The sequence below is a fragment of the Kitasatospora sp. NPDC015120 genome, assembly GCF_043080305.1.
Classification (GTDB): domain Bacteria; phylum Actinomycetota; class Actinomycetes; order Streptomycetales; family Streptomycetaceae; genus Kitasatospora.
The window spans coordinates 1,027,975-1,047,766 of the sequence record NZ_JBIBVJ010000001.1 but is presented as its reverse complement, the minus strand read 5'-3'; the positions used below and the strand labels follow the sequence as shown (position 1 = coordinate 1,047,766).

Below are 19,792 nucleotides of genomic sequence, written 5' to 3'. Positions count from 1 at the left end.
AGAACCTCGACCCGACCTGCAACCTCTTCACCCGCACCAAGGCCGCCTGGGACGCCGTCAGCGTCCCCGCCCAGACCGGCGACCCGACCTGCACCAACAACGGCGGCGACGACTTCTCGCTCGCGCTGAACCCGGCCTCCGGCTCGGTCAAGCCCGGCGCCTCGACCACGGCGACCGTCAACACCGCGGTCGTCTCGGGCAGCGCGCAGACCGTCGCCCTGACCGCCTCGGGCCTGCCGTCCGGCGTCACCGCGACCTTCAGCCCGTCGTCCGTCCAGTCGGGCGGCTCCGCCACCCTGACCCTGTCGGCCTCCTCGTCCGCCGCGGCCGGCAGCTACCAGGTCACCGTCACCGGCACCGCCGGGGCCACCGTCCACACCGCCCAGTTCAGCCTGACGGTCGGTGACGGCACGCCCAACCCGGGTGGCACCTGGGCCGTCGGCACCACCTACAAGGCGGGCGACGTCGTGACCTACAACGGGGTCAGCTACCGCTGCCTCCAGGGCCACACCGCCTACGCCGGCTGGGAGCCGCCGAACGTCCCGGCGCTCTGGCAGGCCATCTGACCGGCAGGCCCTGACCTCCGGTGGAACCACCGCGCCGCGGTCCGTCCAGGGGACGGACCGCGGCGCTCGGCGTGCTCGGCCGGGTGGATCAGTTGTACCACCACTCCTGGTTGCCCTGGCCCCAGCCGCAGTCCCACAGCTGGACCACGGTGCCGCGGCCCCAGTCGTAGATGTCCAGGCACTGGCCGGTGGGGCCGGGGAAGCCGGGCGGGCTGCCGGGGAACGCGCGGTTGACGAAGCGCAGGCGCCCGGCGCTCGGCGGCACGGTCCAGGCCTGCGAGGCGCTGTTGTCGCACGGGAGCTGGACGACCTGCTGCCCCCGGCCGCGGTAGCCGTCGACGCACTTGCCGCTGGCGTTGCTCTGGATCTGGTAGCCGCCGCTGACGGCGTTGTACGAGACGTTCCAGGACTGGTTGGCGCCACCGTGACAGCCCCACATCTGGACCCACGGCCCGTTGCCCCAGTCCCAGACGTCCAGACATCTGCCGTCCGCCTCGGGGGCGTTGCTGGTGAGCGTGAAGGTCCGTGGCGGATAGTCGCTCACCGCCCCGGCCGGCCCGGCCGCCGCCGCGCTCGCCGCGAGGGTGCTGCCGGGCGCCACGGACGCCGCGGGCTCTCCGGCCGCGGGCTGCCCGACCGCGACCGCGGGCCCTGCGCCCAGCGTCAGCGCCGCCGCCGCGGCGGCGAGGATCCGTCCAACTCTCCTGGAACCGTTCATGGTTGCTGCCCTTTCCGTCTGATTGGTTCAGACCAGTGACGCTAGGGCCGCGACGACACCCCGGCACAGTCGAGTACCGGCCGTTTCGATCACCGCCGGGGACCGGCCCGCCGACCGGGTGCGCGGCCGGGCGTAGGCTGTCGAGGTGGAACCACCGACGCCCGCCCCGCCCCTGCCCGAACTGCCGCTGCAGGAGCTGGAGTGCTTCTCCGTCCTCGTCCACCAGCTGCACTTCGGGCGGACCGCGCAGCGTCTCGGCGTCTCGCAGGGGCGGGTCTCCCAGCTGATCAAGCGCCTGGAGAGCCGGATCGGCGCCCCGGTGTTCCGGCGGACCAGCCGCCGCGTGGAGCTGACCGAGCTCGGGGCCGTCCTGGCCGAACAGGTGGTACCGGCCTTCGAGCGGCTCAGGGAGGGCTACGACGCCGTCCGCGCCCGGGCGGCCACGGACCGCCCGCTGCGGCTGGGATTCCAGTGCGCGGTGTACGAGCCGGTCGCCCGGGTGATCGCGGGCCTGCCGGAGGGCGCCACGCAGCTGGTCGAACTGCCGTGGGCGGACCCGTTCTCACGGCTCGCCCGGGGTGAGGTCGACCTCGCCATCGTGCTCGGCCCGTGCCGGGAGCCGGGGCTGGAGGTGCTGATGAGCTTCTCCCGGCAGCCGGCGCACGTGGCGGTCGACGCCGCCCGGTACCCGGCCGCGGCGGAGGCGGTGGGCGCCGAGGAGCTGGCCGCGCTGCCGCTGATCGAGCCGCGCGGCCCGGCCCCCGCGTACTGGCGGCAGGTGCACGCGCCCCGGCGCACTCCGGACGGGCGGGCGCTGTCCTACCCGGCGGGGGCGGTCACCCTCCAGGAGGGCCTGTCGATGGTGGCCGGCACCGGCCGGGGACTGCTGCTGTGCGAGCGCAGCACGACGTACGTCCGGCGCCCGGACCTCCGCTTCCTGCCGGTGCCCGGGCTGCGGCCGACCGAGCTGGTGGTGGTCCAGCGCGAAGGGCGGCCGCACCGGCTGACGGCCGGGTTCGTCACCCGGCTGGCCGGGAAGGCCGGTCGGGACGCGCCCCGGGGAGCCCGCCGGGCGGCGGCGACAGCAGGGTGAGCAGCAGCCCGGCGGCGGCCAGTCCGGCCGCGGTGAGCAGGACGGCGCGGTGGCCGGCCCGGTCGACCACCAGGCCGCCGGCGAGGGAGCCGAGCGCGATGCCCGCGTTGAACACGCCCGCCCAGACGGCCGCCGAGGCCTCGGTGACGGCCGGGGCCGCGGTGCGCACCCAGGCCTGGGTGGCGACCGACACCCCGCCGTACGAGACGCCCCAGAGGACCAGCACGAGCAGCACCGTGACCAAGCCGCCCGCGGCGAGCGGGAGCAGCGCGGCGGCCAGGGCGACCCCGCCGAGGGCGGCGGCGACGGCCGCCTTCGGGTGACGCCCGGACAGCGGGCCGAGGGTGAAGTTCCCGGCGACCCCTGCCACGCCGTAGACCAGCAGACAGCCGGCGATCACGCCGCTGCTCGGGCCGGCGCCGGCTTCGAGGGCCGGGCGGACGTAGGTGAAACCGGCGAAGTGGCCGAGCACGACGAAGGCGGTGGCGGCGATCCCGACGGCCACGCCGCGGTGGCGCAGGGCTCCGGCCGGTCCGTCCGGCCGCCGGCCGCCGTGCACCGACGGGGCGGGCGACGACGGGGCGGGCAGCGGAGGCAGGGCGGCGGCGAGGACGGCGGCGCAGACGGCTCCGAGGGCGGCGAGCGTCCAGAACGCGAAGCGCCAGTCGGACAGAGCGGCCAGGTAGGTCCCCAGCGGGACGCCGAGCACGGAGGCGATGGAGACGCCGGAGAAGACCAGGGTCATGGCGAGGGCGGTCCGCGGGCCTTCGGCCAGGCGCGGGCCGATCCCGGCGACCAGGCCCCAGACGACGCCCATCGCCGCACCGAGCAGGATCCGGCCGGCGGCGAGGACGGCGAAGTCCGGCGCGAGGGCGGACAGCGCGTTCGCCAGGGCGAGCAGCAGCACGGCGGTCACCAGGACGGCCCTGCGCTCGCGCCGGCCGACCAGCCTCGGGGCGAAGGGGGCGAGGGCGGCGGCGACCAGGCCGGTGATGGTCAGGGACAGTCCGGTGACCCCGTCGCTCACCCCGAGGCCGTGCGACATCTCGGTGAGCAGGCCGACCGGCATCATCTCGGAGGACACCACGGTGAAGGTGGCGAGGGCGACGGCGAGGACCGGCAACCAGCGCTGCGCGGTGGCGGGTGGGGCGGGTGGGGGTGCGAGGGTGTCCGCGTTCGTCCTGCTGTCGTTCGTCATGCGGTCAGCCCATCAGCCGCCACCAGGGCGAACAAGATCGTTGACCTCATCGACCGATGAGCCCCGCTCATCGATCACGAGCCCTGTCGGGTCCGCGGGCGCACCCCGGGGCCGCTGTCCCCTCTGCCCTGCCGCCCGACGCCGGGTAGCGTGACCTGCGGAACCGCACGGTGCCGCCCGGTGGGCGGCCGACGGAGAGACGGAGAATCGGATGACCCTGGACGAAGGCCGCCGCGTCCGGCTGGCCGAGGACCTCGCGATCGGTGACGCGCTCGCCGGGGAGCCCGGGGCGGTCGTCGGGTTCCTCTCGCTGGGAGCGGGGATCGAGGGCACCGTCGAACGGGTGAACGGGGAACTCCCGGAGAGCCAGGAGGTCCGCGAGTACCAGCGGCTCAAGGCGCTCCTCGACGACTACGGGCACACCATGCCGCAGGCGAGTCGCGAGCGGCTGGAGACGGAGATCGCCGGACTGGAGCCGGAGTGGGACGCCCACCGGGGGCAGGGCCGGCGGGTGACGGTCCGGGTCCGGTGGGACAACGGGTTCGTCCTCGACGAGGTGCACCAGGACGTCCTCACCACGCTGTGACGGACGCCCCCCGGCCGGACTCCCGCCGCTCCGCCCGCCCCGCCCGCCGCGGGCGGGGCGGGTGCGGGGCTCAGGGCCGCCGGTCCGCGGTGGCCGCGTCCGCCACGCCGGCCCGGTAGAGGCCGAGCCGGGGCCCCAGGACCTTGGCGCCGGGGCCGAGCGGGACGTTGCGGGTCTCCGCGGTGGGCATGTGGTCGGGGTCCGGGGCGGCGGTCTTCGGGTCGGACGCCGCGGCGGACTCCGCCGGCCGGGGCCCGCCGGTCGGCGCTCCGCCCGGCAGCGCCCTGCCCCGCCGTCCGTCCCGCCCGCCAGCCCTTGCCCCGGATCCGGCGCACTGGAACGATTCCACCCCCTCCGACCTGCGGTTCCACCCGCACCTGGAACGGTCCGGCGGGACGTTCCAGGGGGTCCGGGTGGCGGCCGAAGCGGCACGTCCGGGCCCCGCCGGGGTGCCGGGTGCGCTGAGGGAGGGACACGTCCGGCGGGCGGGCCGGACCGGCCGGCCCCTCCGGAGCGCGGGTCAGAGGCTGTCCCGGCGGCGTTCCTCGACGACGACCTCGTCCACCGCGCGGCCGCTCAGATAGCGCCGCCGGCCCAGAACCTTCGCGTACACCACGACGCCGATGAAGCCGGCCGCCATCAGGACGATGCCGACCACGGTCAGATTGACGCCGGAGACGTGCCAGTCCACGCCGAAGGCGAGGACCGCTCCCACAGCCAACAGGATGATGCAGCCACCCAGGCCCATGATTCCCTCCGTCATCGCGTCCGGCCCGCCGTTGTCGGGGGCCGCCGCTCCGCGTACCCCGGATCGCCGGGGCGATGCCCTCCGGTCGAACGGGGGACCGCTTTCCCGGCGGGCGGGCGGGCGCAGTACGCTGGACGGCCGACGCATCCGGACGGGAGGCGAAAGTGGCGGCGACGACTCGGCCCAACCGCGAACTGCAGACGATGGGCGACCTGTTCGCACCGCCGGGCGACCCGGGGCCGCCCGAGGTGCAGGCCCGGGCACGGCGGGCGGTGGCGGCGCGGGCGCACGACGCCGAGGACTGCCGGCTCCTGCTGGACGCCCTCGGGCTGCTCGACCACCCGGCGCCGGCCGGGGAGCCCCGGAACGGGGCCCGGACGGACGGCTGAGGGCGCCGTCGCGCGCGGATCCCCGGACCTGCGGATCCGCGTGCCGGGCGCCGGCCTTGAACGGTGCCGGGAGCCCCGCCGAGGTACGCGCGTGCGCCTCGGCGGGGCTCCCGGCGGTGGTTCAGCGCATGCAGAGCACGGTGGCCCTCGCGGAGTACCAGCCGATGCCGGCCGACCGGACGTCGAAGCCGAGGACGTAGCACTGGCTGCGCTGCCAGCCCGCCCCCTGGGCGTAGAGGTACGCCATGGTGACCGCGCCGTTGACGGCCGTCTCCTGCGATCCTCCGGCGCTGCCGGCGGTGAACTGCGCGGATTCGGTGGCCTCGACGGACCGGCTCGGGCCGCCGGCGCTTCCGGCCGGGGCCGGGGCGGCCTGGGCGGAGGCGGCGCCCCCGAGCAGGCAGGCGGTGGCGGCGAGGGCCGCGGCGGCGACGCGCGGACGGACGGCGGACGGACGGGTCATGGGAACTCCTCGGTCGCGGGTCGGACGGATCACGGGGGCCGGTCTCGGCCGGCGGACCCAGCCTCGCCCCGCGCGGCCCGCGCCGGCAAAACCCTTCGGGCTCCTTCGAATCCCGGCCCGGCCCGCGGAGCCGGCCGCACCGGCCGCCTCCGGCACCGGCGCCCCGCGCGCGTCCGGCGAAGGCCTGGCCCGCGCCACCCGAAGGGGCGGGATCGCGGCGCGCCGGGCTTCGCGGCGGTGTCCGGCGGGCAGCCTCCCGGGCGGACGCACGGCCCGCGAGGAGGAGGACGAGATGAGCCAGGACGAGGACCGGACCACCGGCGGGCGCACGGGGACCGCGGACGACACGGAGAACCTTCGGCGGTCCGCCGCCTTCCTGGTGGACGAGGCGCTCGGCTTCCTGTTCCCCGCCGCCCTGCGCGCCGCCGCCGACATCGGGGTGGCCGACCACCTGGCGGACGGCCCCGCCACCCCCGACCGACTCGCCGCCGCGACGGGTACCGACGCCCGCAATCTGCACCGGGTGCTGCGCCTGCTCGCCACCCGGGGCGTGGTGACGGAGGACGAGCGGGGCCGCTTCGCACTGACCGCGGCCGGCCAGGCGCTGCGCGGCGACGTCCCGTACTCGGTGCGCGCGGCCGTCCAGATGCTCACCGACCGCACCATGTGGCGGCCGGCCGGGGAGCTGACGCACTGTCTGACCGAGGGCACCACCGCGTTCGAGGACATCTTCGGCCTGCCCTTCTTCGACCACTTCGCCAAGGACGCGCGGACCGCCGCGGTCTTCCACGTCGGCATGGCGGCGATGTCCGACCAGGAGAACGCGCCGATCGCCGCCGCCTACGACTTCCCGGAGAGCGGCACGGTGGTGGACATCGGCGGCGGCCACGGCGGTCTGCTGCTGGAGGTGCTGCGCCGCAACCCCGGTCTGCAGGGCGTCCTCCACGACCGGTCCCACGTCCTCGCCGGCAACCGCCTGGAGGCGCACCCGGAGCTCGCGGGCCGCTGGAGGCCGCACGAGGGCGACTTCTTCGCCGCCGTGCCCGCCGGTGACATCCACCTGCTGAAGCGGATCACGCACGACTGGGCCGATGAGGACTGCGTGACCCTGCTCGGCCACTGCCGCCGCGCCCTGCGTCCGGGCGGGCGGGTCCTGGTGGTGGACGCCGTGGTCCCGCCGGGCAACGCGCCCCACCAGTCCAAGGCCCTGGACCTGATGATGATGGCCTCGCTCACCGGCCGCGAGCGCACCGAGGCCGACTTCGCCGAGCTCTTCGCGCGGGCCGGGCTGCGGCTGTCCCGGGTGATCCCCACCCCGACCGTGCTGTCCGTGGTGGAGGCGGTCGCGGCCTGAGCCGGCGGGCGACGGCGCCTCAGGAACCCTCCCCGCGGGGGCGGCGGACCGCCTCGACGAAGCCGGCGGCGGAGGGGCCCGGCAGCGGGCGGGCGTGGCGCTCCGCGAGCCGCTCCAGGGAGGTGAGCCCGGTGGTCCAGCCGTTCCCGTCGAGCCAGTCCCGGGTGCCGGGGCCGAGGCCGCCGCGCCACAGGCCGGTGAGGTGGGCGAGGGCCGGGTCGTGCGGAGTGGCGCTCACGTCCCGGCCCTGTTCCAGCAGCAGCCGGCTGCCCGGGGCGGCCAGTGCGGCGACCGCGGTGAGCAGGGCCGCCGCCTGCCCGGGGGTGAGGTAGACCAGCAGTCCCTCGGCCAGCCAGGCCGAGGGGCGCCCCGGGTCGAAGCCGGCGTCGACCAGCCGGGCGGGCCAGTGCGGCTCCAGCAGGTCGGCGGGCAGCACGGTGCGCGTCGCCCTCGGCTGGGCGCCAAGGGCGTCGAGGACCCGCTCCTTGAAGGCCAGCACCGGGCCCAGGTCGAGTTCGAACACCCGGGTGCCGGCCGGCCAGTCCAGCCGGTGGGCCCGGGTGTCGAGGCCCGCCGCGAGCAGCACCACCTGGCCTGCGCCGGCGGCGAGCAGGCGGTCGTCGTAGAAGCGGGTGCGCAGGATGCCCTGCGCAACCAGGGCCCGGGCGAGGCCGCTGTCCGGGCCGGCGGCGGGCAGCGGCACCCCGGCGGCGGCGGCGAACGCTGCGGCGTACGGGTCGGCGAACAGCGGGTCGGGGCGGGAGCTCTCGTAGGCCCGCACCAGCGCGACGGACAGGGCGGTGCGGGACACCGGGCTCAGTGCTTCGGGGGTCGTCATGGCCGGCAATCTACATCGCTGCCGATGCATCTGTGAAGATGTATTCTTTCGGCATGGACGGCGTGCAACTCCTCAGGCTCGGCAAGCGGTTGACCGAACTCGGCCGCGAGATGATCATCGACCCGGCCTCCGAGCACCTCACCCCCGGCGAGATCGCCGTGGTCGCCGACGTGTACCGCCATCCGGCGACCTCCGCCCGGGACATCCAGGTGCGCACCGGCTTCGCGCAGAGCCATGTCTCGGTGTCCGTGGCCCGGCTGCGCGAGCGCGGGCTGCTGGACGCCGCCGCCGACCCGGGCGACGGGCGGCGCACCCTGCTGACCGTCTCCGACGTGGCCCGGCGCGCCATCCGCGAGCACGTCGCCCGGCCCGCCGGGCCGCTGATCGCGAAGGCCGTCCCGGACCCGGAGCGGGCCCGCCGGGTCACCGAGCTGCTCGACGAACTCGCGGCCCTCCTGCTGCCCTGACAGTGCCGGCACCGGTACCGGCCGCCGGACGGGGCGTCAGCCGAGCTCCTCCGCCAGCCCGACGACGATGTCCTCGGGGCCGCGGACGTAGCAGAGCCGGTAGACGTCCTCGAAGCGCACGATCTCACCGACGAGTTCGGCGCCGTGGGCGAGCAGGCGCACGACCACCTCGTCGATGTCGTCGACGGCGAACATGACCCGGCGGATGCCCAGGGTGTTGGCCGGCGCCCGCCGCGGCTCGGGGCTGACCGCCTGCGGCGCGTGGAACGCGGCCAGTTCGATCCGGCCGTGGCCGTCCGGGGTGCGCAGCATGGCGACGTCCTGCCGCACGCCCTCCAGGCCGATGATCCGCTCCACCCAGCGGCCTTCGACCGGGAAGCGGCCCTCCAGCTCCAGGCCGAGTTCGGTGAAGAACGCGATGACCGCGTCCAGGTCCTCGACGACGATGAGCACGTTGTCCATCCGGCGGACGGTCATGGCGGTTCTCCTCGGTGCGGTCGGCCACGGGGCGGGTCGGTACCCGGCGGGCGGGGCCGCCAGGCCGTTCCCGGCCATCCTCCACCGGCCGGGCCGCCGAGCGGGGCGGGTCGGTGACGAATTGCTAGAGTGTGGTCACGGGGACAGCCGAGAGCCGGGGGGCCATCGTGAGCATCGCCATCGTCGGAGCCGGTCCGGGGGGCCTGGTCCTCGCCCGGGTGCTGCACCTGAACGGCATCGACGCCGTGGTGTACGAGCGCGAGGCCTCGCGCGACGCGCGCGCTCAGGGCGGCATGCTCGACCTGGACGCCGCGACCGGGCAGCGGGCGCTGCACGCGGCCGGGCTGACCGACGGGTTCCGGGCGATCGCCCGCGGTGCGGGCCAGGACCTGCGGCTCCTGGACCCGGACGGCACCCTGCTGCTGCGGGAGGACACGCCCGGTGTCACCTGCTCGGCGATGCCGCGCACCGCGAGGACGCCACCGCCGCCGTCGCGGAGTACGAACGGGAGATGTTCGAGCGCACCGGCGCCGCGGCCCGGCAGTCCGCGCGTGTCCAGGAGATCCTGGCCTCCCCGGACGCCGCACGGACCATGCTCGCGTTCTTCCAGCCCGGCTGAGGGCCGGTGTGGAGGCCGGCCGGGGCGCCACGGTGGCGCCCCGGCCGGCCTTTTGCGGTGCGCCGGGGCCGGTGCCCGGCGGCAGGTCAGCCCTCGGTGGGGCGACGGCGGCGGGAGACCACGACGAGGCCGGCACCGGCGGCGACCGCCGCGGCGGCGGCACCGGCCTCCCAGCCGAGGCCCTCGGCGCCGGTGGCGGCGAGCTGGCCGGAGCGGGCGGCGGTGTCGCCGCCGGTGGCGGTCGTGGTGCGGGCCGCGGCCTGGACCACCGGGGCGGGGGCGGCCGGGGCGGCCGGGGCGGTCGCGGTGGCCTGCGGCGCCGGGGTGGCCGTCGACTGCTCGGCCGGGCGCTCGGCCGGCCGGGTGGTGGGCTGGGTGGTGGGCTTCGCGGCGGCGGCGGCCTCGTCCTCGGCGCGGGCCGCGGCCCAGCCGTGGTCGAGGAAGGCCAGGACGGCCTGGTCGTTGCCGTCCAGGGCGGCGAGCGCGGCCTTGCGGACGGCCGGGCCGCCGCTCTCGGCGATCTGCGACACCTTCACCCGGTGGTCGCTCATCCGCGCCGCCGCCAGCTCGGACTCCAGGAAGCGGCGCAGGCCGGCCGCGTCGCCGCTGAGCGCCTTCCGGGCGGCCTCGCGGGTGTGCGGGCCGTTCTGCGGGTCGGCGGCGATCTGCTCGATCTCGGCGCGGTCGTCCTCGGCGCGGGCCGTGTACTGGCCCTCCTTGAGGAACCGCACGACGTCGGCGTAGCTGCCGGACAGCGCGGCGGACGCGGCCTTCTTCACCGCGGGACCGCCCTTGGCGAGGATCTGGCTGACCAGGACGCGGTCGTCGTCGGCCTGCTGCTTGGCGAGCTCGACCTCCAGGAAGTGCCGCAGCGCGGCGGGGGTGCCGACGGCCAGGGCCTGCTGGGCGGCCTCCCGCACGCCCCGGCCGGTCTGCGGGTCGGCGAGGATGCGCTCGATCTCGGCCCGGTCGTCCTCGGCGCGGGCCGTGTACTGGCCCTCCTTGAGGAACCGCACGAGGTCCGCGTAGCTGCCGCGGAGGGCGGCGGTCGCGGCCTTCTTCACGGCCGGGCCGCCGATGGCGAGGATCTGAGTGGCCCTGACGCGGTCGTCGGTCACCCGGGCGTTCTGGAGGCCTTCCTCCAGGTAGCGCCGCAGGTCGGCGGCCGTCCCGGCGGCGAGGGCCCGCTCGGCGGCCTCGCGCACGGAGATTCCGCTCTCCGGGTCCGCCAGGATCTTCTGGATCTCGGCGCGGTCGAGGTCCTCCTGGGTGGTGCCCCCCTCGGAGGCGGTGTCGGGCCCGGAGACGCCGACCGGCGCCGGGGCATCGGCGGCGGAGGCGGAGGACGGGAAGAGGACGGCGGGGGTGAGGACCGCGGCGGCGACGACGGCGGACACCCGGGGAAGCTTCATCCGGCAGGACCTGCTCTGTGCGAAGAGTCTGTGAACGCACGAAGCATAGAGCCTTTTCACTTACCGTCACATCATCATTTTTTTCAGGGCTTCCGGTTCGGCGGGCACGGACCGTCGGCGGGTCGGCCCGTCGTGAGGAGGTCCTCCGCGGCCGCGACACGGGCCGCGTGCGGCGGGCAGACTGGAGGCCGTGAGCGACCTCGACGAGGAGCGGCGGACGGTGCCGCCCGAGCTGCGCGGGTACCTGGCGGAGGTCGTCCGCCGGGTGCGGGCGGTCTGCGGGACGGGGACGGTGAGCGTGGTGGCGGTCGGATCGGTGGCACTCGGCGACTACCGGCACGGCCGCAGCGACGTGGACGTCCTGGTGGTCGTCGAGCCGGGCCTGCCGCCGGCGGCGCTGCGGGAGCTGGCCGGGGAGCTCGCCCACCGGCGGCTGCCGTGTCCGGCGGCGGGGCTGGAACTCGTGGTGTACGGGGCGGACGCGGCCGGGCGGGCCTCGGGCGGTGCGGGGTACCTGATGAACCTCAACACCGGGCCGCTGCTGCCCGAACGGGCGGACCTGGGCGGCGGAGGGCCGGCGGCGTTCTGGTTCGTCGTCGACCGCGCGATCGCCCACCGGGCCGGGATCACCCTGTGGGGCGCGCCCGCGCGGCGGGTGATCGCCGGGCCCCCGCCCGGCGAGCTGTTCGCCGCGCTGCGCGAGGCCGTGCGCGAGCACGCCGACGGAGCGGGCCACCTCGCGGACAACCGGGTGCTGGCGGGCTGCCGGGCGGTGGTCTTCTGCCGCACCGGCCGGTGGACGGCCAAGCGGGAGGCGGCCAGGGAGACCGCCGCCGCCGAGCCCGCGTTCCGGCCGCTGCTGGAGGCCGCGGTGCGCGGCTACGAGCAGCCGGGGCGCACCTCGGCGGCGCTGCCGGCGGGCGAGGTGCGGGCGTTCCTGACCTGGGCGGGCGAGCGGGTGGCGGAGGCGGCCGCGGCCCACGGCCGGTGAGGCCGGCCCCGGCACCCCCTCGGGCTGCCCGGCGCCGGCGGCGGCGGGCCGGGCTCACCGCCGCCGGTCAGGCGGCAGCGGGGTGGACGGCGGCCAGCAATTCGTCGAGGCTCACCAGGCGGTAGCCGCGGTCGCGCAGGCCGGTGATGACGGCGGGCAGGGCGGCGACGGTCTGGGAGCGGTCGTCGCCCGCGTCGTGCATGAGGATCACCGAGCCGGGGCGGACCTGGCTCAGGACGCGTTCGGCGATGACGTCGGGGCCCGGGCGGGACCAGTCCTTGGCGTCGACGTCCCAGAGCACCGTGACGAGTCCCGACGCGTCGACGGCGCGCAGGAGTTCGGGGCTGCGCCCGCCGTACGGGGGGCGCAGCCAGCGGACCGGGCGGTCGTCGCCGCAGGCCTCGGCGATGGCCTCGCCGGTGTGGCCGAGCTGGCGGGCGAGGCCGATCGGGCCCAGGTCGGGCAGGTAGGCGTGGGACCAGGTGTGGTTGCCGAGGGTCTGGCCGGCGTCGGCGATCCGGCGCACCACCTCGGGGTGGGCCAGGACGTTCAGCCCGATGCAGAAGAACGCCGCCGGGGCGTCGTGGCGGCGCAGCACGTCCAGCACCTGCGGGGTGAACTCCGGGTGCGGGCCGTCGTCGAAGGTCAGCGCCACCAGCGGACCGGCATCGGCGCCGCCCGTCAACACGGCGCCCTTTGCCGCGAGTTGCCGCTCCACCGGAGCGCTGGCCCGGTCCGCCGCCGCGATCTCCTCCTCGCGGCCGCTCATCGTCCACCCCGCCGAGGGCAGCGCGGTGAGGGCGTCGGAACGGGAGCGGCCGAGGGCGGCGAGCAGCTCCGCGGCGGCGCCGCCGTCCGCCGGGAACGGCGGATCGGCGCGGAGCACCGGGATCCCGGCGGCCCCCAGGGGTGCGTCCAGGACCCCGTTGGCGCTGTCGACGACCACGGTGAGGCCGCCGGGAGTCCGGGCCGCCAGTTCGGCCAGCCGGGCCACCGGCCGGTCCACGCCGCAGCGTTCGAGCACCTCGACCGCCCCCGGTACGGCGATCCGATAGCCCTCACGCGTCACACCCACACCCGCGAACCGCACCGCGCTGCCCTCCCTGGAACGACACCCCTGGAACGACTCCGCCGCCACGACTCCGTGGAACGGTCGCGGCCGGCGGGACGGCTTCGGGCGCCACCCGGCCCCGCTCCCCCACCGGCGTCCCCTACGGCGGGCAGCCCAGATCATACGGACGCCGGGCGCCCAGGACGATAGGGCGGAACGGAACGGTCGGGACGGCAAGACCGGCTCGGGTACGGAGGATTGATTCCGTGCCAGGCCGTGGCGCGCCGCCGGTCCGCAGCCGGCCCGGTCCCTAGAGTGGGCCCCATGACCGACCCGCGCCCCACCTCGGCCTTCCACCCCGCCAACGCCGATCCCGCGGTCACCGAACGGATGGTCACCGCACTGGACGCGCTGGCCGCCAACCCCGGTGTGCGGCAGCTGCGCGCCTGGGCGCACGACCGGCTGGCGGTGGCCGCCGGCGAGCGGGTGCTGGACGTCGGCAGCGGCACCGGTTCGGAGACCCAGGTGCTGGCCGCGGCGGTCGGGCGGGGCGGCAGCGCGCTCGGCATCGAACCCCACCCCGGCCTGCGCGCCCTCGCCGAGCGGCGCGCCGCCGAGGCCGGCAGCGCGGCCCGGTTCCTGGACGGCGACGCCCTCGCCCTGCCGCTGCCCGACGCCGAGGCGGACGCCGTGCGGTGCGAGCGCGTCCTGCAGCACCTGACCGACCCGGCACGGGCCGTCGCCGAGATGGCCCGGGTGCTGCGGCCGGGCGGCCGGGTCACCCTGCTGGACACCGACTGGGCCACCTTCGTGATCCACCCCGCCTCCCCCGGCGTGCGGGCCGCGCTGGCCACGGTCGTCCAGGAGGCCGCCGCGACCCCGGACGCCGGGCGCCGCCTCGCCGAGTGGGAGGCCGACGCGGGCCTGACCGTCGACGCCTTCGGCTCGGCCGTCCTGCTGCACGACCCGCGCTCCGTCACCTGGCCCCTGGTGCACGGGCTCGGGACGGCCGCCGTCGAGCGGGGACTGATCACCGGGGCGCAGCGCGACGCGCTCTACGAGGACCTGACGGCCGCCGCCGGGCGTGGTTCCTTCCACCTGTCGGTGACGATGTTCGCCGTCGCCGGCCACCGGCCGCGCTGAGGCGGGGCCGGTGGCGGAGCGGGCTCGTCAGCGGGCCCGGCGGGCGGTCGCTCCCCGGGCCCGGGCCCGCCGTGCCGGTCGGCGGGCGGGCGGTCCGGCGGAGGACCGGCGGCGGGTGGGCAGCGGGGCACCGGCGCTGAGGCCCGTCCGGGCCGTCACCGCGGCCCCGGGCCCGGCGGTCCGGGCGTCCGGCAGCCCTCCACCGGGGGCGTCTCCCGGTCAGCTGCCGAGGATCCGGGCCTTCTGGGCGGCGAACTCCTGGTCGGTGAGGACGCCCTGCTCCTTGAGCGTCGCCAGCTCCTTGAGCTGGTCCAGCTTCTCCTCCATGGTCGGGGCGGCGGGCGCTGCGGCCGCGGGCGGGGCGGCGGGCGGCGGGGGCGCGGCGGGCTCGGCGTAGGCGCCGGCCTGCTGGGCGTCCTGCTGCGCCCAGCGGCCGGCCTGGCGGCGCGAGACGCGGTTGGAGACGGCGGTGGCCGTCCCGGCGACCACCGCGGTACGGGCGACTCCGCGGAGCAGTCCTGGCATGGCTTCCTCCTGGGGGGATGGGGGACGCGGGTCAGCCCGCGACGTCGAGTCCTTCGAGCGCGTCCAGGACCTCCAGGAGGTCCTGGAGCTGGACGCGGCCGCCGGCGACGATGCGGGCGTCCTCCCGGCGCAGCGCGTTGGCCAGCGGCGCCGCCCAGCGGTTCTCGTAGAGCAGGACGGCGGCGGAGTCGCCCGGTTCCAGGAGTGCGCCGGCCTCGGCGAGGTCGGACTCGCCGAAGAGGCCCGAGGAGGCGCCCTCGAAGACGGCGAGGTCGAGGCGGCCGTCGCCGGTCACATCGGCGAGTTCGACGCCCGTCACCGTGCCGTCCTCGTCCTTGCGGAGGAAGGTCAGGTCGAGGATGCGGATGATGTCGCGCTCGACCAGGTCGACGAGCAGGGGAAGCCCCTCGCCGGTGAGATGGCTGCCGGGGAACGCGATGACCAGGTAGTCGATGGGGCCCGGTTCGTCGAGTCCGCCGGGCGTCTCGGGTTCGCTGCTCACGTCGGCTCCTGTGCGCGGGGAGGGCCGGCCGAGGGCGTCGGCCGGGAGCCGGCTCCGGGTGCTGTCGTGGAACCGACCCTCGGCGACGCTAACCCGCCCGCCCCGGCCCGCGGCTCACCTGTTCGGGGTGATCCGGGTCGCCGGACGGCCCGCCGGGCCCTTGGCTGGTGTCGACGGCGGTCCGTCGTCCCGACACCGCCGTCGCGACACCGCCGTCCCCCCAGAGCGAGGAGCCGCCCGCATGCCACCGGCCGATTCCAGCACGCCGCAGCCCGGGGGCCCGCGGCCCGGCCGCCAGGAGTCCGACGAACTGGAGGCGCTCCACCACCGGGTCGCCCAGCTGGAGGCCGAGGCCCGGCACCGGCCGCCGCGGCACCACCGGCTGCGCACCACCGGCGCGACCGTCCTGGTGGTCGTGGCCTCCGTACTGTCGCTGCTGGCCGTGATCGCCGTCTGGGCGCATGACGAGATCACCGACACCGACCGGTTCGTCGCCACGATGGCGCCGCTCGCCCACGACCCCGATGTGCAGAACGCCCTCGCCGACCGGATCACCGCTGCCACGACGGAGCAGATCGACGTCAAGGCCGTCGTCAACGACCTCTCCCAGGCCGCCGCCGAACAGGGCGTGCCGCCCCGGCTCGCCCAGCTCCTCGGCGGGCTGACCGGTCCCCTGGAGGGGGCGCTGACCGACCTCGTGCACGGCGCCGCCGAGCGGGTGGTCACCAGCGACGCCTTCGCCACCGTGTGGGAGCAGGCCGTGCGGGCCGGGCACGCCACCATGGTCAAGGCGCTCACCGGCCAGGGCGGCGGCGCGGTGGTGCTGAAGAACGACGAGGTCGTGATCGACATCGGGCCGATGGTGGAACGGGTGAAGACGGAGCTGGTCAACGCCGGTTTCGCGCCCGCCGCCAAGATCCCCGAGGTGCACACCTCGTTCGTGGTGTTCTCCTCGCCCGACCTCGCCAAGATCAAGGGCGGGTTCCGGCTGCTGCAGATCCTCGGCTGGTGGCTGCCGGTCATCACCGTGCTGATCGCCGCGGCCGGGGTGCTGACCGCCTTCGACCGGCGGCGCGCACTGGTCGGCGCGGCCCTCGGCATCGGGGCGGCGATGCTGCTGCTCGGCATCGCGCTGGCGGTCTTCCGTTCCTACTTCCTCGACCACCTGCCGGCCGACGCCTCCCCGGCCGCCGCCGGCGCCGTCTACGACGCCATCGTCGACTACCTGCGCTCGGGCGTGCGGATGGTCGGCTTCCTGGCCGTGGTCGTCGCGCTCGGGGCGTTCTTCGCCGGCCCCTCGCGCGCCGCCGTGACGGTGCGCTCGGTGGCCGGGCACGGGGTCGCGGCGCTGCGGTCCTCCGCCGATTCGGCGGGCTTGCGGGCCGGGCCGGTGGAGCACTTCGTGCGGCGCTGGAAGCGGTGGCTGGGCGTGCTGATCCTGGTCGTCGCCGCCGTGGTCTTCGTCCTCTGGGACCACCCGACCGGCATGGTGGTGTTCTGGTTCGCCGTGGTCGTGCTGGCGGCCTTCGCCCTCCGCGAGTTCCTCGCCCCGGCCCACCCCGTCACGCCCGCACCGGCGCCCCCGGCACCGGCGCCCCCCGCGCCGGGGGGCACGGGGGACGGGGAGCGTTGAGCCCGTGCGGCAGCACCGGGCCCTCCCGGCGTCATCCCAGGACGAGCGCCTTGGCGCGCTGGTACTCCTCCTCGGTGATGGAGCCGTCGCGCTTCAGCTCCGCGAGGCGGGCCAGTTCCTCGGCGGCACTGGCCGGTTTCGCCTCCGCCCCGGCGGCATCGCGCACGTAGGTGCGGAACTCCGCCTCGGCCTCCTTCGCCCGCGCCGCCTCGCGCATCCCCATGCCCTTGCCCCGGGCGATCAGGTAGACGAACACGCCGATGAACGGCAGCAGGATCAGGAACACGCACCACCCCGCCTTGCCCCAGCCGTTCACCGTGTCGTCCCGGAACAGGTCGCCGAAGACCCGGAACAGGAGCATGAACCACAGGATCCAGAGGAAGATCCACATGGTCGTGAGGAAGATGTTCAACAGCGGATAGCTGTCCATCGCCCGCCTCCGGAGGAGTAGCCGGACCGCGCCGGGCGGCGCCGCCCGTTCCCCCCTCGCAGCCCACGGTCACCGGCCGGGGCCGCGCGCGCACCACCCCGGACGGGTGATCCGGGGGACCCTCACGGTGGTGCGCCCGCCCCGCCGGGCGCCGACCGGAGGACGCGCACAGCATGCGACCGGCAGCCGCAAGGCCACGAGGAGGAATCGTGCGACACCGTCCCACCGCCACCCGCATCCGCCTCACGGCCCTGCTGACCTCGGCGCTCGTGGTGGCCGGCGGGCCGGCGGCCGGCGTTCCGGCCACGGCCGCGCCGGTCGGCGGGTACGACGGCTACGTCGCGCTGGGGGACTCCTACGCGGCGTACGGAAGCGTCTCCAAGAGCTACGGCACGCCCGCCGGATGCGGCCGCGCCCGCGACGACTACCCGAACGGCCTCGCCACCGCCCTCGGCCTGGCGGGCTTCGCCGACGTCACCTGCGGCGACGCCACGACCCTGAGCATGACCGCCCCGGAGCCGGTGCCGGGCGGGGTGAACCCGCCCCAGTTCGACGCGCTCGGGCCCGACACCGAGCTGGTCACGGTCACCATCGGCGCCAAGGACGCGTTCAGCGACCTCCTGGCCGCGTGCGCCGCGATCGCCGGGACCGACCCGCAGGGCAACCCGTGCCAGCGGGCCTACACGGCGAGCGGAACCGACCTGGCGCTCGCGGCGATCGACGCGACGCGCCCGAAGGTCGAGGGCGTCCTCGACGGTGTCCACGCGCGCTCCCCGCACGCGACCGTGGTCCTCGTCGGCTACCTCCCCCTGCTGCCGCCCACCACGGGATGCTGGCCGGACGTGCCGATCGCCCGGGGCGACGTCCCCTACGCGTACGGCCTCCAGAAGCGGCTGAACGCGGTGCTCGGCGAGGCCGCCGCCGGCCATCGGGCGGTCTTCGGCGATCCCGGCGGCGCCCTCGGTCACGACGCCTGCCGGCCGCCGGGAGAGCGCTGGGTCGAGCCCCTCGATCCGGCCCCGGACACCAACGCCACGCACCCCAACCCCGCCGGGCAGGCCCACGTCGCCGCGCTCATCAGGTCACTGCTGCCCTGAGCCGGCCCGCTCGGGTCCGGGTCCGCGCACCGCCGTCGCGAGGGCCGCGGCCGTGCGGCGGACGTCCGCGTCGGTGGTGCGCCAGTTGCTGAACGCCGCCCGCAGCGCGGGAACGCCGGCGTAGTGGGTCGGGGTCAGGAAGGCCTCGTCGGCCACGGCGGCGGCCAGCGCGGCCAGGCGCTCGGCGGTGGGGTCCTCGGCCAGGGTGAAGCAGACGACGTTCAGCCGGACCGGGGCCAGCAGGCGCAGCCCCGGCGTCGCCGCCACGGCCTCCCCCAGGGCCCGGGCACCCGTGACGCAGCGCTCGACGATCTCCCGGTGGCCGTCCCGCCCGTAGGCGCGCAGGGTGAACCAGGCGGCGAGGGCGCGCAGCCGGCGGGAGTTCTCGGGCGTGAGGTGCACCAGGTCGGGGTGTTCGCCGAGCGGGCCGAGGTAGGCGGCGGCGTTGCGGAAGACCTCGGCCTGGAGGTCGGGGCGGCGGGTGAACTGCACGGCGCTGTCGTAGGGGACGTTGAGCCACTTGTGGAGGTCGACGCAGACCGAGTCGGCCCGGTCCAGGCCGGCCACCAGGGCGGCGTGCTCGGGGACCAGGGCGGCGAAGGCGCCGAACGCCGCATCCACGTGCAGCCAGCAGCCGTAGCGGTCGCGCAGGTCGGCCAGCGCCGACAGGTCGTCGAAGTCCACCGTGTTGACCGTCCCGGCGTTGGCCACCAGGATGCACGGGCCGTCGCTGCCGGCCAGCACCCGCTCCAGGGCGGCCACGTCCACCGCCTCCCGCCCGGGCAGCACGGGCACCGGCACCAGCGCGGAGCGGCCCAGGCCCAGGACCGCGAGGGCCTTGGCGACGCTGGAGTGCGCGCTGCCCGACAGCACCCGCACCCGGCCGAGCGCGCCGACGCCGTCCTCGGCCACGTCCACCCCGAGGCGCTCGCCGAGCCACTGCCGGGCGATCGCCAGGCCGACCGTGTTCGACATGGTCGCGCCGCTGACGAAGGTGCCGCTGTGCGCGGCGGAGAGCCCGAACAGCTCGCGCAGCCGGCCGGCCGTCTCCCGCTCCAGCTGCTGGCCGGCGTCGTCCAGCGAGGAGTTGGAGTTCTGGTCGGCGACGGCGGTCAGCCAGTCGCCGGCCAGCGCCGCCGGGGTCGCGCCACCGGTGACGAACCCGAAGTAGCGCGGTCCCGCCCCGGCGGAGAACCTCGGCTCCCAGCGCTCGCCGAACTCCGCGAGCGCCGCCCGCAGCCCGCCGCCCTGCCCGGCCGGCGGCCGCGGTGCGGACGGAGCGGCGGCGGGCGGAGCGGCGGCGGGCACGACCGGCCGCTCGTCGAGCGAGCCCAGGAAGGCGGCCGCCGCGAGGCGGGTCTCCTCCAGCAGCGCGGGCAGGTCGGACAGGTCTGCGGCGAGGTCGGGGTGCATGGCGCTGTTCTCCGGATCGGTCGGGTGTGCCGTCGACGCTAGCCGTCGGCGGACGCGGTGTCCCGGTCCAATCCGCATG

General features: G+C 76.4%; 23 protein-coding genes and 1 pseudogene. 12 read left to right on the top strand and 12 right to left on the bottom strand.

The features are described 5' to 3' along the window. Positions 1–566: carbohydrate-binding protein (locus tag ACF1AK_RS04855; RefSeq protein WP_391497317.1), on the top strand; the 566-nt coding region annotated here is incomplete at its 5' end. Positions 567–654: 88 nt separating this feature from the next. Here the strand turns inward: ACF1AK_RS04855 and ACF1AK_RS04850 are convergent. Further along, the gene (locus ACF1AK_RS04850; RefSeq protein WP_391497316.1) at positions 655–1,284 is read right to left on the bottom strand and encodes an RICIN domain-containing protein; all 630 of its coding nucleotides are present in this window, start codon (positions 1,282–1,284) and stop codon (positions 655–657) included. A gap of 145 nt (positions 1,285–1,429) precedes the next feature. On the opposite strand from ACF1AK_RS04850, the gene ACF1AK_RS04845 reads away from it, so the two are divergent. Beyond that, on the top strand, positions 1,430–2,377 hold the full coding sequence (locus ACF1AK_RS04845; protein ID WP_391497315.1) for a LysR family transcriptional regulator: 948 nt from the start codon (positions 1,430–1,432) through the stop codon (positions 2,375–2,377). Here ACF1AK_RS04845 and ACF1AK_RS04840 read toward each other — a convergent pair. Further along, positions 2,304–3,575, bottom strand: coding sequence for an MFS transporter (locus tag ACF1AK_RS04840; RefSeq protein ID WP_391497314.1), 1,272 nt, complete (start codon positions 3,573–3,575; stop codon positions 2,304–2,306). The genes ACF1AK_RS04845 and ACF1AK_RS04840 overlap by 74 nt on opposite strands. Positions 3,576–3,786: 211 nt before the next feature. Here ACF1AK_RS04840 and ACF1AK_RS04835 point away from each other — a divergent pair, with 211 nt between their 5' ends. After that, on the top strand, positions 3,787–4,161 hold the full coding sequence (locus ACF1AK_RS04835; RefSeq protein ID WP_391497313.1) for a hypothetical protein: 375 nt from the start codon (positions 3,787–3,789) through the stop codon (positions 4,159–4,161). Positions 4,162–4,681: 520 nt separating this feature from the next. On the opposite strand, the gene ACF1AK_RS04830 is transcribed toward ACF1AK_RS04835, so the two are convergent. Next, a complete protein-coding gene (locus ACF1AK_RS04830; protein ID WP_391497312.1) occupies positions 4,682–4,924 on the bottom strand; it encodes a DUF6458 family protein in 243 nt (80 codons plus the stop codon). A gap of 149 nt (positions 4,925–5,073) precedes the next feature. Between ACF1AK_RS04830 and ACF1AK_RS04825 the strand changes: the two genes are divergently transcribed. Continuing rightward, a complete protein-coding gene (locus ACF1AK_RS04825; RefSeq protein ID WP_391497311.1) occupies positions 5,074–5,298 on the top strand; it encodes a hypothetical protein in 225 nt (74 codons plus the stop codon). A gap of 121 nt (positions 5,299–5,419) precedes the next feature. On the opposite strand, the gene ACF1AK_RS04820 is transcribed toward ACF1AK_RS04825, so the two are convergent. Beyond that, positions 5,420–5,761 carry a hypothetical protein gene (locus ACF1AK_RS04820; protein ID WP_391497310.1) on the bottom strand — a complete coding sequence of 114 codons (342 nt, stop codon included), beginning with the start codon at positions 5,759–5,761 and terminating at the stop codon, positions 5,420–5,422. Positions 5,762–6,053: 292 nt separating this feature from the next. Between ACF1AK_RS04820 and ACF1AK_RS04815 the strand changes: the two genes are divergently transcribed. Further along, a complete protein-coding gene (locus tag ACF1AK_RS04815) occupies positions 6,054–7,115 on the top strand; it encodes a methyltransferase (RefSeq protein WP_391497309.1) in 1,062 nt (353 codons plus the stop codon). 19 nt (positions 7,116–7,134) lie between these two features. Here the strand turns inward: ACF1AK_RS04815 and ACF1AK_RS04810 are convergent, their stop codons facing one another. Continuing rightward, positions 7,135–7,953 (bottom strand): SAM-dependent methyltransferase, encoded by an 819-nt coding sequence (locus tag ACF1AK_RS04810; RefSeq protein WP_391497308.1) that lies wholly within the window; start codon positions 7,951–7,953, stop codon positions 7,135–7,137. A gap of 53 nt (positions 7,954–8,006) precedes the next feature. On the opposite strand from ACF1AK_RS04810, the gene ACF1AK_RS04805 reads away from it, so the two are divergent. Continuing rightward, positions 8,007–8,420: a MarR family winged helix-turn-helix transcriptional regulator gene (locus tag ACF1AK_RS04805; protein WP_391497307.1), complete on the top strand. Its 414-nt coding sequence runs from the start codon at positions 8,007–8,009 to the stop codon at positions 8,418–8,420. 36 nt (positions 8,421–8,456) lie between these two features. Here ACF1AK_RS04805 and ACF1AK_RS04800 read toward each other — a convergent pair whose 3' ends face one another. After that, complete coding sequence (locus ACF1AK_RS04800) at positions 8,457–8,897, bottom strand: VOC family protein (RefSeq protein WP_391497306.1); 441 nt, start codon at positions 8,895–8,897, stop codon at positions 8,457–8,459. Between the two features lie 167 nt (positions 8,898–9,064). Here ACF1AK_RS04800 and ACF1AK_RS04795 point away from each other — a divergent pair. Together ACF1AK_RS04795 and ACF1AK_RS04790 are read left to right on the top strand one after the other, a co-directional pair. After that, positions 9,065–9,337: pseudogene (locus tag ACF1AK_RS04795) on the top strand (FAD-dependent oxidoreductase); the annotation flags it as partial. Between the two features lie 71 nt (positions 9,338–9,408). Continuing rightward, positions 9,409–9,516, top strand: coding sequence for an oxidoreductase (locus tag ACF1AK_RS04790; RefSeq protein WP_391497305.1), 108 nt, complete (start codon positions 9,409–9,411; stop codon positions 9,514–9,516). Between the two features lie 86 nt (positions 9,517–9,602). Here ACF1AK_RS04790 and ACF1AK_RS04785 read toward each other — a convergent pair whose 3' ends face one another. Continuing rightward, positions 9,603–10,928, bottom strand: a complete 1,326-nt coding sequence (locus ACF1AK_RS04785) for an ALF repeat-containing protein (RefSeq protein WP_391497304.1) — start codon at positions 10,926–10,928, stop codon at positions 9,603–9,605. A 190-nt stretch (positions 10,929–11,118) separates the two neighbouring features. Here ACF1AK_RS04785 and ACF1AK_RS04780 point away from each other — a divergent pair, with 190 nt between their 5' ends. Continuing rightward, on the top strand, positions 11,119–11,919 hold the full coding sequence (locus tag ACF1AK_RS04780) for an aminoglycoside adenylyltransferase domain-containing protein (protein ID WP_391497303.1): 801 nt from the start codon (positions 11,119–11,121) through the stop codon (positions 11,917–11,919). Between the two features lie 67 nt (positions 11,920–11,986). Here ACF1AK_RS04780 and ACF1AK_RS04775 read toward each other — a convergent pair whose 3' ends face one another. Next, positions 11,987–12,994, bottom strand: coding sequence for a polysaccharide deacetylase family protein (locus ACF1AK_RS04775; RefSeq protein WP_391497302.1), 1,008 nt, complete (start codon positions 12,992–12,994; stop codon positions 11,987–11,989). Positions 12,995–13,294: 300 nt separating this feature from the next. Between ACF1AK_RS04775 and ACF1AK_RS04770 the strand changes: the two genes are divergently transcribed. Further along, a complete protein-coding gene (locus ACF1AK_RS04770) occupies positions 13,295–14,113 on the top strand; it encodes a methyltransferase domain-containing protein (protein ID WP_391497301.1) in 819 nt (272 codons plus the stop codon). Positions 14,114–14,332: 219 nt separating this feature from the next. On the opposite strand, the gene ACF1AK_RS04765 is transcribed toward ACF1AK_RS04770, so the two are convergent. Both ACF1AK_RS04765 and ACF1AK_RS04760 read right to left on the bottom strand, forming a co-directional pair. Then, on the bottom strand, positions 14,333–14,638 hold the full coding sequence (locus tag ACF1AK_RS04765) for an SHOCT domain-containing protein (RefSeq protein WP_391497300.1): 306 nt from the start codon (positions 14,636–14,638) through the stop codon (positions 14,333–14,335). 31 nt (positions 14,639–14,669) lie between these two features. Beyond that, on the bottom strand, positions 14,670–15,140 hold the full coding sequence (locus tag ACF1AK_RS04760; protein ID WP_391497299.1) for a DUF6325 family protein: 471 nt from the start codon (positions 15,138–15,140) through the stop codon (positions 14,670–14,672). 241 nt (positions 15,141–15,381) lie between these two features. On the opposite strand from ACF1AK_RS04760, the gene ACF1AK_RS04755 reads away from it, so the two are divergent. Next, positions 15,382–16,773 (top strand): hypothetical protein, encoded by a 1,392-nt coding sequence (locus tag ACF1AK_RS04755; RefSeq protein ID WP_391497298.1) that lies wholly within the window; start codon positions 15,382–15,384, stop codon positions 16,771–16,773. Between the two features lie 31 nt (positions 16,774–16,804). On the opposite strand, the gene ACF1AK_RS04750 is transcribed toward ACF1AK_RS04755, so the two are convergent. Continuing rightward, complete coding sequence (locus ACF1AK_RS04750; protein ID WP_391497297.1) at positions 16,805–17,203, bottom strand: SHOCT domain-containing protein; 399 nt, start codon at positions 17,201–17,203, stop codon at positions 16,805–16,807. 209 nt (positions 17,204–17,412) lie between these two features. Here ACF1AK_RS04750 and ACF1AK_RS04745 point away from each other — a divergent pair, with 209 nt between their 5' ends. Then, on the top strand, positions 17,413–18,300 hold the full coding sequence (locus ACF1AK_RS04745; protein ID WP_391497296.1) for an SGNH/GDSL hydrolase family protein: 888 nt from the start codon (positions 17,413–17,415) through the stop codon (positions 18,298–18,300). Here the strand turns inward: ACF1AK_RS04745 and ACF1AK_RS04740 are convergent. After that, complete coding sequence (locus ACF1AK_RS04740) at positions 18,286–19,713, bottom strand: pyridoxal phosphate-dependent decarboxylase family protein (RefSeq protein WP_391497295.1); 1,428 nt, start codon at positions 19,711–19,713, stop codon at positions 18,286–18,288. The two genes, ACF1AK_RS04745 and ACF1AK_RS04740, sit on opposite strands and share 15 nt — an antisense overlap. Positions 19,714–19,792 lie beyond the last annotated feature (79 nt).

What these genes read in the sequence shown, in the direction of transcription:
- ACF1AK_RS04790 (WP_391497305.1), top strand. Translation starts at nt 9,409, where the DNA reads ATGTTCGAGCGCACCGGCGCCGCGGCCCGGCAGTCCGCGCGTGTCCAG.
- ACF1AK_RS04840 (WP_391497314.1), bottom strand. Translation starts at nt 3,575, where the DNA reads ATGACGAACGACAGCAGGACGAACGCGGACACCCTCGCACCCCCACCC.
- ACF1AK_RS04835 (WP_391497313.1), top strand. Translation starts at nt 3,787, where the DNA reads ATGACCCTGGACGAAGGCCGCCGCGTCCGGCTGGCCGAGGACCTCGCG.
- ACF1AK_RS04805 (WP_391497307.1), top strand. Translation starts at nt 8,007, where the DNA reads ATGGACGGCGTGCAACTCCTCAGGCTCGGCAAGCGGTTGACCGAACTC.
- ACF1AK_RS04755 (WP_391497298.1), top strand. Translation starts at nt 15,382, where the DNA reads ATGCCACCGGCCGATTCCAGCACGCCGCAGCCCGGGGGCCCGCGGCCC.
- ACF1AK_RS04740 (WP_391497295.1), bottom strand. Translation starts at nt 19,713, where the DNA reads ATGCACCCCGACCTCGCCGCAGACCTGTCCGACCTGCCCGCGCTGCTG.
- ACF1AK_RS04765 (WP_391497300.1), bottom strand. Translation starts at nt 14,638, where the DNA reads ATGCCAGGACTGCTCCGCGGAGTCGCCCGTACCGCGGTGGTCGCCGGG.
- ACF1AK_RS04770 (WP_391497301.1), top strand. Translation starts at nt 13,295, where the DNA reads ATGACCGACCCGCGCCCCACCTCGGCCTTCCACCCCGCCAACGCCGAT.
- ACF1AK_RS04785 (WP_391497304.1), bottom strand. Translation starts at nt 10,928, where the DNA reads ATGAAGCTTCCCCGGGTGTCCGCCGTCGTCGCCGCCGCGGTCCTCACC.
- ACF1AK_RS04810 (WP_391497308.1), bottom strand. Translation starts at nt 7,953, where the DNA reads ATGACGACCCCCGAAGCACTGAGCCCGGTGTCCCGCACCGCCCTGTCC.
- ACF1AK_RS04750 (WP_391497297.1), bottom strand. Translation starts at nt 17,203, where the DNA reads ATGGACAGCTATCCGCTGTTGAACATCTTCCTCACGACCATGTGGATC.
- ACF1AK_RS04800 (WP_391497306.1), bottom strand. Translation starts at nt 8,897, where the DNA reads ATGACCGTCCGCCGGATGGACAACGTGCTCATCGTCGTCGAGGACCTG.
- ACF1AK_RS04850 (WP_391497316.1), bottom strand. Translation starts at nt 1,284, where the DNA reads ATGAACGGTTCCAGGAGAGTTGGACGGATCCTCGCCGCCGCGGCGGCG.
- ACF1AK_RS04815 (WP_391497309.1), top strand. Translation starts at nt 6,054, where the DNA reads ATGAGCCAGGACGAGGACCGGACCACCGGCGGGCGCACGGGGACCGCG.
- ACF1AK_RS04820 (WP_391497310.1), bottom strand. Translation starts at nt 5,761, where the DNA reads ATGACCCGTCCGTCCGCCGTCCGTCCGCGCGTCGCCGCCGCGGCCCTC.
- ACF1AK_RS04830 (WP_391497312.1), bottom strand. Translation starts at nt 4,924, where the DNA reads ATGACGGAGGGAATCATGGGCCTGGGTGGCTGCATCATCCTGTTGGCT.